This is a genomic window from Paenibacillus sp. 01T47 (assembly GCF_056398245.1).
On record NZ_JBFTPA010000017.1, the window covers coordinates 37,951 to 53,478 of the forward strand.

The window sequence follows — 15,528 nt, forward strand, 5'->3', positions numbered from 1 at the left end:
TTATAATCAAATAAATTCGTTATACAAATTATACTTTGATCATTACTATTAAACTATACTCATGGTTTGGAGGAGATTTGATTGGCTGGTGATGTGATGATTGAACAAATACAATCCGTTGAAGAGCATGTTAACGGGCTGGCGGATCTGTTGGTGCAGGTCGTTGAAGATGGTGCGTCAATTGGCTTTTTACCCCCAATGAAGCTTTCTGATGCTGTAATGTACTGGGAGGCTGTGTTAAGTCCAGAGGTGATTTTATACGTTGCCAAAATCGATGATCGAATCGTTGGGAGCGTGCAGCTGCATCTATGTACGAAGCAAAATGGCGGACACAGAGGGGGAATTGCAAAATTAATGACCCATCCAAACTATCGTCTTAGAGGAATTGGACGTTTACTCATGCAAAAGGCAGAAGGGCGAGCAAGGCAAGAAGGCAGAACATTGTTAGTTCTCGATACGAGGGAGGATGATCCTTCGAATATCCTGTATACTTCATTAGAGTACATTGAAGCCGGACGCATTCCTGGCTATGCACGATCGGCAGACGGTAAATTAGATGCAACGGTTTTCTATTACAAAATGTTGAATTAATTGATTTGTTAGATCAGGCGCCTTCCAGAATAGATATCGTCACATAAATTCATATGGTACAATATGGATATTATATCTGCGGAGGAGTTGATTTGTTTTGGCAGTTAGAAAACCTTTTGGATATGGATCACTTTCTATGCTCTTTTTACTTTCGGGGTTTTTAATAAATTATAATTTTGGGAATGGTTTTATTTTGACTCATTATCTCTTTAACCTAATGGGTCTAGCTATACATTCAAACGGCACAGATGGTTTCAACTATCCCTTTTTAGCTTCCATGCCGTTTTGGTTAGCGACAATATTAGTTTCGAAAAGAAATATTCATGATTTTGGAGCAGTCGTAAGCAAAAGAATTGGTGAGCTCCTGCTTGCTATAAGCGTGGTAGTTACAATCATTTTTTTAATACTGCCAATATGGATTGAATTCTAATAAAATAAAGAACAAGGAGCAGTTTGCCGCATGGCAGGCTGCTCTTATTTCATGAAGCCATATAAAAAAATGTTCTTATAAGATATTTTTGATTGGTCGTTCGTGTTTTATATAGGAGGTGAATAAATGGACAACCAATCTATAAGTCGTACCCATAGTGAGTTTTCTGAAATGTATGAGCGGAATATCGATATGGTGTACAGATTATGTTTCATCCTATTGAAAAATACGATGGATGCGGATGACGCTGTTCAGTCTGTATTTTTGAAGCTATTCAAGCACAACAAAACCTTTAATGACCGCGAGCATGAAAAAGCATGGCTTATTGTGACGACCAAAAATACCTGTAAAGACGTATTAAAAAGCTGGTGGAGATCTCGCCGGGTTGATGTAGACGTTTTGCCGGAAAAAACATACTGGGAAAACAATGAGCAGCAGAGGGATATACTCGAGAAATTGCTGCGGCTTCCTGAAAAATACAGAACGGTGTTATATCTCTACTATGTGGAGGATTATTCTGTAAAAGAAATATCAAAACTATTAGATCGAAAAGAGAGTACGCTGCAAACACAATTATCAAAAGGACGAACACGCCTGAAGGCTGATTTGGGAGGGATATATGTTGACGGAAAACCAGTTCAAGGGCATATTTGAAACCATAAAGCCTAATAAGGAACATAAGGACAAACTACTGCACGATATGATTGTAAAAATTGAATCGGAAACCGTGGACAAAAGAATACCAACATCATGGAGACATGCAAGATCTGCGATGCTGGCAGCAGCGGTTATGATCTGTTTGCTAACGACAACTGCTTTTGCAGCAAGCTATATGGGCCTCGATATGAAATTTTTGAACTTTCTAAACCCGGCGAATGACGAACAGGAGCTGTATTTGGAAAACGGCGCTCAATTGGTCAACAAAAAAGCGGTAAACGAGAATGGAACAATTGAAGTTAAACAGATTATCGGAGACAGCAATTTGATATATGTTCTTTTGGACTTCACCGCGCCGGAAGGTACCGTTCTTGATGCCAAAAGGTATCGTTTTGAGACATATTTAAGTTTTGATCATATGAGTTCAAATAGCTCTTCAACCGGTTACACCTTATTGGACGATGAGAATCCAAGCGATAATAAAATCAGTCTAATGATGAGTTATTTAACGAAGAATAGAACAATCGCAGGAAGTCCTGTTACTTTGATGCTTAGTCATTTAGAGGCGGCAGATGTTTATCCCGATATATTTGAAAAAGTAAATCCAGGTTCATGGAAAATCAAATTCAATTTGGACTATAAGGATATGTCAACAACGTATCAGATTGATCAGGGCATATCATTATATAACTACGAAGCAACACTATCATCCATTTCTATCTCGCCCATTTCCGTTACAATAAAAGTAGACAGTGCGCATACCAAAGAGATTTCTGAGGCAGCGAGCCGCTCCTCGCGGGAAATAGGGTTAAACGAGTATGCGGATCATTATCCGATCACCATACATTACAAAGATGGAACATCGGAGACGACGGCTGTTTTTAAGGGGATGTCCTCAGGGGATTTTATAACTAACACCATAACGATTGTGAAGCCATTTACCCCCATTATTAATGATAAAGAAATAAAAGCTGTCGAATTTTTTGATAAGGTCATTCCGATGGACTAATTCAATTCTTGTGCGATTTGAGGAACTGCAGGTATGCAGTTCCTCTTTTCTTTGTTGATGGTATGGACTGGTTGCAGAAGAAGCTGTTAACCTGCATTGTATTGACAAGAAATATAAATAAAATTATTCTGAATATATATTAATTTATATGTATAAAAATACAATGCGAAACGAGGGTATCAACTTGAACCATCTATATAAAGAGTTTCTAATTAGTGATGACAAGTCACTTATTGATATGGATACCGTTTGCAAATTTTTATCAAGGAGTTATTGGGCAAACCAAAGGCCAGCGGAAACGATTCATAAATCCATTCAAAATTCAGTTTGTTTTGGCATCTACGATAATAAAAGGCAAGTTGGATTCGCTCGAATTGTAACGGATTGGGCAACGATTTATTATTTGTGTGATGTTTTTATTGACGAAGAATATAGAGGCAGAGGACTCGGAAAGAAGTTAGTTGAATTCATTACCAAAGAATTCGAAGGGATTGGCGGCATACTGCGAACGCATGATGCTCATGAATTGTATGAACAGTATGGATTTAAAAAAGATACTGAACGATTTATGAATCGCCTAGTGAAAAGATAGTTTAGGGCTGAACAAACCAAAGGCAGTCTAAGACATGATTTGATGTCCTAGTCTGCCTTTGTTATTTTAATCAGCTCTGCTCACTAGAATAAACAATTAATCCGATTTTACAGTCGCGTGAATAGCAATGCCGGAAGCGTCATGTACAACGAACGCGTTTCCTTGCTCCGCAGCTTCAACACCGTCGCTGCGCAGATGCTCGAGCCAAGCTTCACGAGAAGTTGAAGTTGGGAAAACAATCGTATAATAAGATAAGCCAACCGTATTGGCTGACGGCAAGGTAGCACCTGCGCCTGCCCAAATGTTCATGCCGATATGGTGATGGTATCCGCCAGCCGAGACGAATACAGCAGCCATTTGAGCATAATCGCCAACAACATCAAAGCCTAGCTTGCCTTCATAAAACGCGCGCGACTTCCTAAGGTCGCCTACGTGAAGATGGATATGTCCAATAACGGTTCCTTGCGGGAGACCGCTCCATTCCAAACCATCACTCTGAGCAAGCAGATCTTCCCAATCAAGCGGGTCTGTTGCCATCACATAATTGCCCTCGGCATCTCGCGTCCACTCTTCACGCGGACGATCCGCGTAAATTTCGATACCGTTATGATCCGGATCTGAAATATAAAGCGCCTCGCTTACCAAGTGGTCGGCCTGCCCAATATGAATGCCGCTTGTGATCAAGTTGCGGAGTGCAAGCGATAATGAGCGACGATCCGGCAGCAGAATTGCAAAATGGTACAAACCAGCATGAGAGCGTTTTTGCGGCACAACGGCATTCGGTACTTCCTCTAGAATGAGCAGCGTATGTTTCCCATCAGCAGTGAACGCTGCAACACGATGTATTTCATCATGCTGCAAAACCTTTAGCCCGACAACTTCCGTATAAAAAAGGATTGAACGCTCGAGATTGCTTACCTTAAGCTTTACTTCTCCCAGTGAAATTTGTTCATCCAAAAATGTCGACATGATTAATCCTCCTTGAAGTATATATGGTTGTGAAACTTGATTGCTTTAAATAAACTGCACCTAAAGCATAGTCCTTTACGTCTATATCATGTACAATATTGGAAAATGTAACCAATGATAATTAAGGCTGCTATAAGCTCAAATCGTATGAATTAGGTTTATAATAGCATATGCAGTATAAAAATTAAAGTAGCTTATTAAAAGTAATCAACTTATAGTATTTTAATCAAAAGGAGGTTGAAATGAGAAAAATAATACGAAGGGTAGAGTGGGTGCTGCTTATTGTTATTGGAGGTCTTTCGCTGCTTTTTGCACTTCCTTCAATTGATTTGTTTGATCATGATGCTGAGCTGAGCGAGGCTAAGAAGAAAGGTTTTTATTATAAGGTGGATGCAGATAAGCAAACCTATTTCAACAAAGAGATAAGTATTGACGGCGTTGTTTATGGGGAAGGGAAGCTGACTGTTTATTTGTCTTCAAAACGTTTTTTTTCGGTGCCGCAACTGCCTAATACCATTCAAATAAAAACAGATGCCAATGAGGCGCTTCAGTATCAATCTTCAGGTGCATCCATGCGGCTTTATCGATCAAATGGTCAATTTACGTTTACTAACGTGCCGCCTAATCTAAAAAGTGTCACCGTATTTAATGAAGCTTATGGCGAATCCTTTTCCTTTTATATTCCACTTGAAAGGGGGAAGGCAGACTAATGCAGACAACTACAAAAATAATTTTCGGACACTTAATCCGTTGGTTACTGATTCTTCTGGCTTGTTCCATCGTCTATGCTATGCTTTTCTCACAAAGCTCTATTCGTGTGGAGAAAGTAGCACAGCATGCACTGGATATGATGGAGTCTCCTTACGCTCCTATTTCCTTAAAATCAAAGACAGGCCAAGGCTATGAGCTGTTGCTAATCGTTGATCAAAAACATGAGCTCCAACATCAATTGTTCGTGAAACGTTCACTTGGATTTTTCTGGAGCTTCCGCGGCGGTGGATTTGGAATGAAGCTGGACCCGCAAATCATACTCAGCTTTCGAATAGGTATGTCTACTTTTGGCAATTATCGACATTATTATGCTGTTGGTCAACTAAATGATCCGAATATAAGCAGGGTGCAAATTGCATGGTGGGATGGATATGAGCAGGATGCGCTTATGAAAGACGGGGTATATCTTGCTGGGCGTTCTATTCGCAGCTCTACTAAAGAGCAGTCGGCTTCCAGGATGAATAAAGTGTATGCCTATGATGCAAACGGGCAATTATTATATGGCCTAAATGATGAGCAGCGGGAAATTAAAGCGGATGCGAAATCAGAAACGGAAACGAAGGAAGCAACTTAATAGAAGAGCCGTCCGCGCTTACTTTGGAAGCGATCGAACGGCTCTTTTTTTTATTATCCTTGAATACTTGGCTGTATTGGAGAAGCAGGCTGTTTCTTCTTAGTTGGAAGCGGACCAAACAGCAGCCAGTGCCATTTGAATGGTGCGCTTAGTGCCATGATAGCCCAAGGAATAACGAGTGCGAGCAGGAAGCCGCCGGCCACCCAAACATGGAACAGAATCGGAGAGCCGCTGGCATTCGTCTGGCGGTATAGATACAGAATTAAGGGATGGACCAAATATATGCCAAAGGATGTGGCACCGATATGTATAAGAACTTTGACGACCATCTTGTTCCACGATGTATAAATCCAGAAGGAAACTTGAAGCAGCACAATAGCAGCCGCAACGCAACGCACCTCATCTATCAGCTCTAATAGACTTGTATTTATAACAGAAAGCCCAGTTAATCGTTTCTCGTAATAAAAGTAGACCATAGTCATATTTGACGATAAGAATAGAGCCCACAGCACAAGTGAAGCTGCAATTTTTGCCGGCGTAGCATTTTTTCTTGTGAGATTAATCCATTCAGCGAATTTCTCATAATAAATACCGATAAACGCACCTGCTGTAAAATAAAGCATATACGTAAACGCATAGCTGCCGGGGCTAACCACATGATATTCCCGGACGATGATAAAAATAAATAACCATTGCACCAGCAAACCGATCCAGACGATATGCCGGCTGGATTTTCGAAACCGATTAACGGCGTACAGCATTAGTGGTGATATTGCATAAAATTGAATAATAATAACGACAAAATAAAGATGGACATAGGTTTTGCCAAAGATAAGCATTTTGAGAAATTTAGTCGTTGTAAAGTAACCAATAAAGGTCTGCAGGTCACTAAATCCGTAAGCTGCCAGTCTCGTAAAGGCGAAATAGAGGAACGAAAATAATATAAAAGGAATCAATACTTTAGATATTCGTTTTTTGTAAAACTGCCCAATTGCTGTTGCTGTGAAGGGTTTGTTGTAGTAGTTGTAAAAAAGGACGAAGCCGCTTAGAAAGATGAAGACGGGCACTGCGAATTTGGTAAATGTGTTTAGAAAGACATAAAGAGGATATAGCGTAGCCTTGTGATCGTAGTTAGCTACGACCGCTGATGTTGCGTGAATCATGATGACCGCTAAAATACCGAATGCTCTAAAAATGTCTAGCGCAGGTAAATATGGTCTTTTTGCTAATTGTGCCATTAAAATCCCCTTATTTTTATAAGATACTAGCTTGTGTTAAGAGGCTATGAGGAAACCTCTATTCGTTATTATAAGGTTAGTCCCAGTTTCAGCCAATACTTTTATTTTTGCATTGGATTACAGAAGAAAGAGCCTCTTCCTAACGCTGAAAAAGGCTTTTTGTGCTTTCGTTTACAGCCATCATGTTGAACAGAAATAATCATCAAAAATAGTAATTAGTGATTATATTAATTAGATAATGTTTATGTTATTATACTCATGTGAAATGAAAATGATTTATGTATTTACTGTCTTTTCTCGTATAAATCCATATGATAGTTAGGTTATTTATGATTCTAAAATAAAGATGACGGGTGATCTTACATGAAACGTAATGACGGTAATGGATTTATTAACGATAATTTAATCGCGCAATATAAGTTTGATCTTGCTGAACATATCGGCAAGGACAGCTCAGGGAATAGAAATGACGGGTCGGCATCAGGTGCTTCCATTCAAACCGTAGGAGGCAAGACTGCAGTCATGCTTTCAGGGGGACGCAACGGCACATCCTATGTGAAGCTGCCTGTGGATCTCCTGAAGGATGTTAGTGATTTGACCGGTATTACCATTTCGACTTGGGTATATGCGGGAAAAGGATCAAGCGTATGGGAAAGAATTTTTGATTTTGGCAAGGGGCAGACAGGTCCTTATATGTTCTTAACACGCAATTTGCGTGCAGCTTGTTTTGCAGGGGAAGACTTGATCGCAGATCCTGGAAAGACTTTTGTGGCGGGAGAATGGATGCATATTTCTATGTCTGTAGCAGGCACGAAGTCCGGTACATCCAGCAGTGCAGGACCGATTGTATATGTGAATGGCGAGGTGGCTGCAGATGGAACGATCAGTCAGACATCAAGCGGTACCTATGCTAAATTGCGTGCATGGTTTACTTCTTTCGCTGACCAAGAGAATTACTGCAACAACTATATTGGAATGTCCCAGTACGATGCAGATGTGGATTTTTGCGGTTCGCTTTCGGATTTCCGTGTATACAAAGCGGGACTAACACAAGATGAAGTAATTGAAGTGATGTGCGAATCGTTGACGGATGAAGAGATTGTTGAACTTGCCAAAGACAAGTACTTAACGTTCCCAACCTTCATTATTACAAAAGATATTGCGCTGCCTTCTTCTCTAATGGGCGGGAAAGTGAGCGTATCATGGGCATCAAGTGATATCGGCACGATTTCTAACGAGGGAATCGTCAACAAGAAAATGCAGTCGGCAAAGGGCGTAACGATGACAGCCATCGTAAGTAAAGGAGCAAGCTCTGCTGTAAAAAGCTTCACCGTAACTGTACTTCCTCAAGGTGTACCACCGTATACGTTGACTATTGATGGAAGCAAAGAGATATTGGATGTCAGTCCTGTTTTATACGGCTTATTTTATGAGGATATTAACAATGCAGCTGATGGCGGTATATACGCAGAGCTCGTGCAGAACCGCTCCTTCGAGTCATTTGCGTTCGACAGCTACTCTCATGTGTGCGGCGAGCATGGTGCTTCAACAGGAAGAAACTACACGTCTCTGCATGCATGGTCGGGCGATATGCAGCAAATGACGGTGAAAAATACGGGCGGTTTAAATGAGTTTTTCGGAATAACAGACAAAGATGTGAATGGTCATTATGTAACGGTAGCGAGCGGAGCGACGATAACCAATCGAGGTTTTGCGGATTCCAATAAAAACTGTGCAATGGCGATTAGACAAGCTGCCAAATACAATTTTACGATTTGGGCAAAAGCAGAAGCGGCAGGCACGATCACCTTGCAGCTGCTGGATAAAGAGGGTGTCTCCATCAGCGACACAGTGGTTGTTCAGATAGAAGGCGGAGGCATATGGAAAAAGTACGGTGTGGACAGTCCCCTTGTATTGACGGGCTTAACAACGGTGCTTGGTCAATTGGCTTTAACCTTTAACGGCGAAATCTCGATCGATATGGTCTCACTGATGCCGGAGGATGTTTGGGGCGCGGGCGAGGAACAGCGATCCTCGACGGCTCATGCAAACTTTAAAGGAAATCCTAACTATAGACTGCGAAAAGACTTAGTAAACGCACTAGTTGATTTGCATCCTACTTTTCTTCGGTTTCCAGGCGGCTGTATCTCAGAAGGCTCTCACATTTGGGAAAACGTATACGATTGGAAGGAATCTGTAGGGGATGTGGAGCTGCGCAAAGAAAACTTTAACGTATGGGGCTACATGATGACGATGGGCCTTGGCTATATGGAATATTTCCAGTTGGCTGAAGATCTGAACGCCACTCCGCTCCCAGTTATGGCCTGCGGCGTGCTTTGCCAGGCTCGTTCGGATTACGCGAATCCCGCTGGCGGCAAGCTTAGGGACTATTACGTCAAAAACTTTACAGACTTAATCGATTTTGCGATTAGTACAGATTTTGAGAATAACGAATGGGCTGCTTTGCGTAAAAAAATGGGCCACGAAGCGGCGTTTGATTTGCATTACTTAGGCGTGGGCAATGAAAACTGGGGCACAGAATTTTTTGCGAACTTTGAATATTTTAAAGCAGCTATTGATGAATATATGGAGCGGCATTACACTGGATATGAGCTGCATATTATTTCAACCGTGGGCGCGCAAGCGGATGATGATGCTTATCAGCAGGGCTGGAAGTTTTTAAGCGGCAGCTTGGCAGGCTCGGAGACGATAAGCTTTACGGACGGGCTGTCGCGCATTGAAGAAACCGTTACGTGGTATGAGAAGCAAAAGAATTATATGGATACGATTGCGGATGAGCACTACTATCGTTCGAATGAGTATTTGTTAGCTAATGCGGACCGATATAATTACTATTACAGAGCTTACAATGATGATGGCAGCCTGAATGAAGCCGAGACCTCCAAAGTATTTGTCGGCGAATATGCTTCAACGGATAAAAACACATTGGCTGGGGCAATTGCAGAAGCAGCGATTATGACCAGCTTTGAGAATAACTCGGATGTCGTTCGATTAGCAGCAACTGCACCGTTGTTTAATAAGGTTCTGACAGATGGTACATATCGATGGACCCCGGATTGTATTTGGTTTGATGATGAAACGGTATGGTATACACCGAACTATTACGTGCAGCAGCTATTCGGAAAATACATCGGTACTAAAGTAGCAGATACGTCGTTTACGACTTATCGGAACGGTGAGCGGTCTGCGCTCATCCCTCGCGGTGGCATTGAAGTGGCTGCTGGAAATGCTGATATTGTTGTGAAGCGTGTGAAAATAACGTCCAATGTGGATGGCAGCGTACTTTTTGAACAGGATTTTACTAAGGATTTAAATGCGGCTTGGCAAGTCATTCCGGGCTCGGCAGGTTATACGCTTGATTCGGCCAAAGGCTTGGTATTAAAAGCGCAGAGCAGCGGCTTGAATGGATTGTATATCCTTAATGAAGCATGGACCAATTACAAAGTTGAGGTTGCAGCAGAACGAATATCCGGTACAGACGGTTTTTATGTGGGCGCAGGCTTGACCGATATTTCACCCGACAATAAGGATGTCATAGAATATGCGATCGGCTATAATGGCAGCGCCACTGGCGCAAAGGTGTATAAGCAAGGAATTGAGGGCTATACGTTAGGGGATTACTCCTCGAGCACAGCCGCAGGTAACTTGAGAGCTAGCTGCTATGAAGAGCTCGCCGACCATACCGAATACACGATTACAGTGAATTATGGAGGAGCCAATGGCCAGCATTTGATCTGTTCCTATACGGATGGCGTAGCAGCAAGCAAGGTTCTGGATTATAAACTGGAAGCCTATAACAGGGAAATCTATCATTCCGTAACCAAAGATGACAAGCATATGTATGTGAAGCTGGTTAATGCAGACGGTGTGGAGAAAGCAATGAAGCTTGATTTTAAAGGGATAAATGCAGCTACTACGGGCAAATGGGTCATATTAACAGGTGATGCTTCACTTGTGCATGTTCCGAATGTGAACAAAAAGAACGATGAGAAAATAACCCCAATGGAAGCAGAAATACATATCGAGAATAACGCTGCCATAATAAATTTGGCCGCCCATTCCGTGAATGTTATTATAGTGAGCCTAATATAATCGAGAAAAACACTTTATCATTGAGCCTCAGAGACTAGTCTCTGAGGCTCTTTTATTGGCAACCATACCTATTTGTAATTCTTATACATTACTTGACTGAACAGTGATAAACTGTGGAATAGCCTTTAACGTTTTGGAAAAGTAGCATTGCACGGATTAGATGGAGGACTGGATAACATGTTGCTTGCAAATAATGTTAAGTTAAAGGATTTGCTGAACGGAAAAAAAATGGATACACCTTCCTTTTTACATATAGCGATCGCGCTGACTGAATCCGTACATATGGCTCATAAGCAAAACCTACTGATCGGTCATTTGAATCCAACAGGGATACACATTCAATTGGAAATAAATACTGTTGTGCTCACAGACGAAAGAATAACAGATTACGCCTACCTATCTCCTGAACAAACAGGCAGAATCAATCGTAAAGCTGACGAACGAAGCGATTTGTATGCAATCGGCATGATATTTTATCACATGCTCGCAGGTCATCTGCCCTTTCAAGCACAGAATAGGGAAGAATGGCTGCATGCCCATCTTGCGATTGTGCCAATGCCTTTGCGTGAGGTGCGTTTGGAGCTGGAGGGTTCTCTCGAAAATATAATTATGAAGCTATTGTCGAAGAGGCCAGAAGACCGCTATCAGAGTGCTTTTGGATTGCTGTTTGATTTGAAAAGCTGTGCTTCTTCTATGGAGAAAAAAGGAGAAATCATCCCTTTTGAAATCGCTCGTGTCGATGAGGCTAGCCGGTTTCAGCTGCCAAAAACTCTTTTTGGCCGTGAAATGGAAGGAAGGGCGCTCCGCGAGGCTTTGCAACAGGCGCAAGCCGGCGTGTCTTCGTTCGTATTCGTTAGCGGAAGTGCAGGCAGTGGAAAAACCGCGCTTATTCGAGAGTTTCAGGTGCTGGCTAGAAAAGAAGGCAGTCTGTTCATTGGAGGAAAATGTGATCTGATGAATCGTGACGTTCCTCTCTCGCCGCTCTTGCAGGCTCTGCGGAGCTTGATTCGGCAAATATACAGCCAGTCCCCTGAACGAATGGCAAAGCTGAAGTTACAGTTGGAAGAGGCATTAGGTCAAGGAGCAGCTGTTATCGTACAGCTGCTGCCAGAAGCAGCTAAGCTTTTTGGCGAACTTCCGTCTGTGGAGCCGCTGCCTCCTGCTGAAGCGGCTATTCGGTTTCATCGCTTGATTCCTCTTTTTATGAATATATTTGCTGAAAAGGAACATCCTCTCCTTATTTTTCTAGACGATCTACAATGGGCAGACCCAGCTACGTTGGATGTCCTTCGTTCGCTTGCCCATGCTCCCAATCGATTAAACTTACTAGTAATAGGAACGTTAAGAGTAGAAACGGCTTCTGGCTGCTCGGACAACGGAGCAAATCAAGGTGAAGCAGCCTTATGGATGGAGAACACACTGAACTTGCAGCATGCAAGCTCATCCATACCTGTACAGCATATCGCCCTCGAAGCGCTGACCTATTTGGATGTAAGGCAGGTCCTTTCGCATGTTCTTAACGAAAATTCGGCTCGTGTACGAACACTTGCAGAGGTGCTATATCATCGAACAGGCGGTAATCCACTATTCGTACATCGTCTTCTAGACAGCCTGTATCGTGAGAATAAGCTTTATTATGATGAGGAAGCTGCGATTTGGAATTGGGATGCTGCGGCAGTTACACAGATACCGGAACATCCTGACATTCTTCATTTAATCGGGACCCGTATTCGTATGCTTTCACCGGATATGATTGAGCTGCTTGCCATAGGTGCAGCGATTGGTCATCGTTTTCATTCCTCTACGATCGCTTTAGTAAGCGGTCGCTCTCCGCTTCATACACTTCAGCTTTTACGTTTAGTAGAGGAAGAGGGTTTATTAAGTAGAGAAATTGAAATGGATGATGCAGCAGCGGATGAAGGTTATTATACATTTATGCATGACCGTGTGCAGCAGGCAGCTTATATGACTATTACCGAAGCGGAAAAATCGAGCTTGCATCTGACCATCGGCCGTGTGTTACGCGACCATTCATTAGAAGAGCGTGAACACTCCATTTATGATATGGTGTATCACTTGAATATGGGCAGCGATAAGCTGGTAAATGAAGCAGAAAAGATGGAGCTAGCTGAATATAACTATCAGGCAGGTTTGAAATCGAAGGCAGCAACAGCATTTGCGGCTGCTCTGAACTTTTTTGAAAAAGGCTTGCAGCTTGCGGGGGATGATTGGAGGAGTACGAGCTCACTAGCCTATCGTCTGATGCTGGAGCTGCCTGAATGTGAATTTATGTGCCGTCGCATAGACAAGGCAGAAGCTCTGCTCGAACAATTGATGTCCTGTACTACGGACTTGGTGGAGCGCTCTCAGATTTACCTGAAACGCATAGCCATGTATTCGTACTTGAAGAATGACGAGCTTGCTGTCCATATTGGAAAGCAGGCGCTGGCGGAATTTGGCTGGATTTTTTCTAGTGAGCCCTCTAAAGCTGTCATCGTAAAGGAATTGATCATGACGCAAGGTGCATTATTTAGTATGCGGCATGAGATTATGAATTTACCGATTAATCGTAATCCTGAGTATAAAGCCTTGTCGGACTTGGTCATGGCGATATCTTCTTCTGTATTTACATTAAGCCTTGAACTGTCTGCTGTACTTTTCTCGAGGTTCATTCGCTATGCTCTAAAGCATGGAAGCAACGAAGCGTTCGCTTTTATGCTTGCTGGCTATGGCATGATTATTTTTAAAATTTCTTTCTATCATACGGGACCTCAATATATAGATTTGGCATTTAAGCTATCAGCCTCCTTTGAAAGCTCGGATTTGCGAAGCAGACTGCACTATATTAAGGGGCTTGTTGGGCTGCAGCAGAATCCTGAAGCAAGCGTCAAGCATTTTGAGCAATCGATTTACTATGGGATGGAATCGATTAATCTGTCCTATGTAAGTATCGCTATGCTAACCTCTACGACCACTCATACGGGTGATTTGCATACACTTACTGCACGGATTTCGAATTATGAAGAAATTTCACAGCAGCTCTTGGATGAAGTCACAGTTAATATCTTTCGCATTGCGAGGTGGTATGTGGCACAAATGCAGGATGGAGCGGGTGGATACGATGAAGTCGTAGTGCCGGTGCTGAAGGATCGATTCGAGGAGAAGCTGAATAATGAGGTTTATTATACTTGTACCAGTCAGATAGAAATTGCTTATTTGTTCGGACGCTATCAAGATGCCTTGGAATGGGTAGAGAAGGGCAAATTCAACACATATCGTCAAACCCGGATGCAAGTGCGCAAACAGCATATTTACCATTCCCTGACGCTTGCTGCCATGTATGCGGAGGCAGCGGTGGATGAGCAAAAGGGCATTCGCGCAAAGCTTAACAAGCAATTGCGCAGCATGAGACAATGGACGGGATATTACGGGAATGAATCTTCAGCATATTTGCTCATAACAGCTGAGCTCCACCGTATTGATGGTGACCGAGTGAATGCAGCCAAAGGATTTGAGGGAGCGACCCGAGAAGCTCGAAGAGAAGGAAATGGGCTAATGGAGGCTATTTCTTGTGAGCGTGCTTCAATCTTCTATAGGGAAGCTGGGAGTATTACCGGAGCGGATGTTCTGATTGCAGATGCCTGCGCTGCTTATTCAAGATGGGGGGCAACTGCTAAAGCAAAAAGACTGATGGAGTCAAATTCCAAGCTGAAATTAGCTATGGCGGAACTACAAACAGAAAGCGTGGCTGCCACTGAGGAAATTGGACAAGTAAGCACTATCCGTGAAACCACACCAATGTTCGTTGATGAAAAGGCGTTTATACGGCAAATTACAGATTGGTCAAGAAAGGCAGATGACTCTAATGTAATGAGCCAATTCCTGGAGTCGGCACTTCGGTATTCCGGTGCGGAAAAGGGATATGTGCTGGAGAGCCATGAAGAGGTTTTCACCATTGCAGATCAGGCTGGCACTAGGAATGAGAGTGATGGAGAGGTTTCGTACGCGGAGGCTATTGTCCGTTATGTGGTTAAGACAGGTGATTCTGTTGTGCTTGCAAATGCTTCACGCAGTTCATACGCAGCTGATCCCTATATCACTCGCAGTAAGTCTCAGTCTGTTCTTTGTATGCCGGTTTCCTTTCCAGGAACATCATCGCAATCTGTCCTTTATTTTGAGAATAATCTGATCTCCGATGTATTTACGAAGGAGAGGCTGGAAGTGCTGGATCTTATGATTGCACGGATGGTTTATTTGAAATCGTCAGAGGAATTCCTAATTCAAAGCAGTGCGTCTGCGTCTAGTAGCGATTCGGAGTACAGTCCTCTAGATATCGCTGCCAATGCTGCACAGCCGCAGCCGTTAGTTGAACTGCTGACAAACCGTGAAGCAGAGATTTTGTATGCTTTAACCGATGGATTGTCGAATAAGGAAATCGCCTATCGTTTTGGATTAAAGGAAAGCACCGTGAAAAGTTATGTATTCCATCTATACGGAAAACTAGGCGTGAAACGGCGCAGTCAGGCCATTGCGCGTGCAAAAGAATTAGAGCTGGTTACTTAGTTGTATGGGATAGGCATTTAT

General features: G+C 42.7%; 11 protein-coding genes. 9 read left to right on the forward strand and 2 right to left on the reverse strand.

The features are described from left to right. Window positions 1-96 precede the first annotated feature (96 nt). From AC1DOV_RS26150 to AC1DOV_RS26170, 5 genes are all read left to right on the forward strand, one after another. The gene (locus AC1DOV_RS26150; RefSeq protein WP_477551450.1) at window positions 97-591 is read left to right on the forward strand and encodes an N-acetyltransferase family protein; all 495 of its coding nucleotides are present in this window, start codon (window positions 97-99) and stop codon (window positions 589-591) included. A 97-nt stretch (window positions 592-688) separates the two neighbouring features. After that, window positions 689-1,021, forward strand: coding sequence for a hypothetical protein (locus AC1DOV_RS26155; protein WP_477510351.1), 333 nt, complete (start codon window positions 689-691; stop codon window positions 1,019-1,021). Window positions 1,022-1,147: 126 nt separating this feature from the next. Then, a complete protein-coding gene (locus tag AC1DOV_RS26160; protein WP_441880666.1) occupies window positions 1,148-1,675 on the forward strand; it encodes an RNA polymerase sigma factor in 528 nt (175 codons plus the stop codon). Beyond that, window positions 1,641-2,687 carry a hypothetical protein gene (locus tag AC1DOV_RS26165; RefSeq protein WP_477551393.1) on the forward strand — a complete coding sequence of 349 codons (1,047 nt, stop codon included), beginning with the start codon at window positions 1,641-1,643 and terminating at the stop codon, window positions 2,685-2,687. Before AC1DOV_RS26160 ends, AC1DOV_RS26165 begins: the two co-directional genes overlap by 35 nt. Window positions 2,688-2,871: 184 nt before the next feature. Further along, entirely contained in the window at window positions 2,872-3,279 is a 408-nt protein-coding gene (locus tag AC1DOV_RS26170; RefSeq protein WP_477551394.1) for a GNAT family N-acetyltransferase, read from the forward strand. A gap of 96 nt (window positions 3,280-3,375) precedes the next feature. Here AC1DOV_RS26170 and AC1DOV_RS26175 read toward each other — a convergent pair whose 3' ends face one another. Further along, entirely contained in the window at window positions 3,376-4,248 is an 873-nt protein-coding gene (locus AC1DOV_RS26175; RefSeq protein WP_477551395.1) for a VOC family protein, read from the reverse strand. 242 nt (window positions 4,249-4,490) lie between these two features. On the opposite strand from AC1DOV_RS26175, the gene AC1DOV_RS26180 reads away from it, so the two are divergent. Both AC1DOV_RS26180 and AC1DOV_RS26185 read left to right on the forward strand, forming a co-directional pair. Then, window positions 4,491-4,958 carry a hypothetical protein gene (locus AC1DOV_RS26180; protein ID WP_477551396.1) on the forward strand — a complete coding sequence of 156 codons (468 nt, stop codon included), beginning with the start codon at window positions 4,491-4,493 and terminating at the stop codon, window positions 4,956-4,958. Further along, a complete protein-coding gene (locus tag AC1DOV_RS26185; RefSeq protein WP_477551397.1) occupies window positions 4,958-5,593 on the forward strand; it encodes a hypothetical protein in 636 nt (211 codons plus the stop codon). Before AC1DOV_RS26180 ends, AC1DOV_RS26185 begins: the two co-directional genes overlap by 1 nt. Window positions 5,594-5,646: 53 nt before the next feature. Here the strand turns inward: AC1DOV_RS26185 and AC1DOV_RS26190 are convergent, their stop codons facing one another. Beyond that, window positions 5,647-6,831 carry an acyltransferase gene (locus AC1DOV_RS26190; RefSeq protein WP_477551398.1) on the reverse strand — a complete coding sequence of 395 codons (1,185 nt, stop codon included), beginning with the start codon at window positions 6,829-6,831 and terminating at the stop codon, window positions 5,647-5,649. A gap of 363 nt (window positions 6,832-7,194) precedes the next feature. On the opposite strand from AC1DOV_RS26190, the gene AC1DOV_RS26195 reads away from it, so the two are divergent. Together AC1DOV_RS26195 and AC1DOV_RS26200 are read left to right on the forward strand one after the other, a co-directional pair. Next, window positions 7,195-10,944, forward strand: coding sequence for an alpha-L-arabinofuranosidase C-terminal domain-containing protein (locus AC1DOV_RS26195; RefSeq protein ID WP_477551399.1), 3,750 nt, complete (start codon window positions 7,195-7,197; stop codon window positions 10,942-10,944). Window positions 10,945-11,121: 177 nt separating this feature from the next. Beyond that, window positions 11,122-15,507 carry a helix-turn-helix transcriptional regulator gene (locus AC1DOV_RS26200; protein ID WP_477551400.1) on the forward strand — a complete coding sequence of 1,462 codons (4,386 nt, stop codon included), beginning with the start codon at window positions 11,122-11,124 and terminating at the stop codon, window positions 15,505-15,507. Window positions 15,508-15,528: the final 21 nt, after the last annotated feature.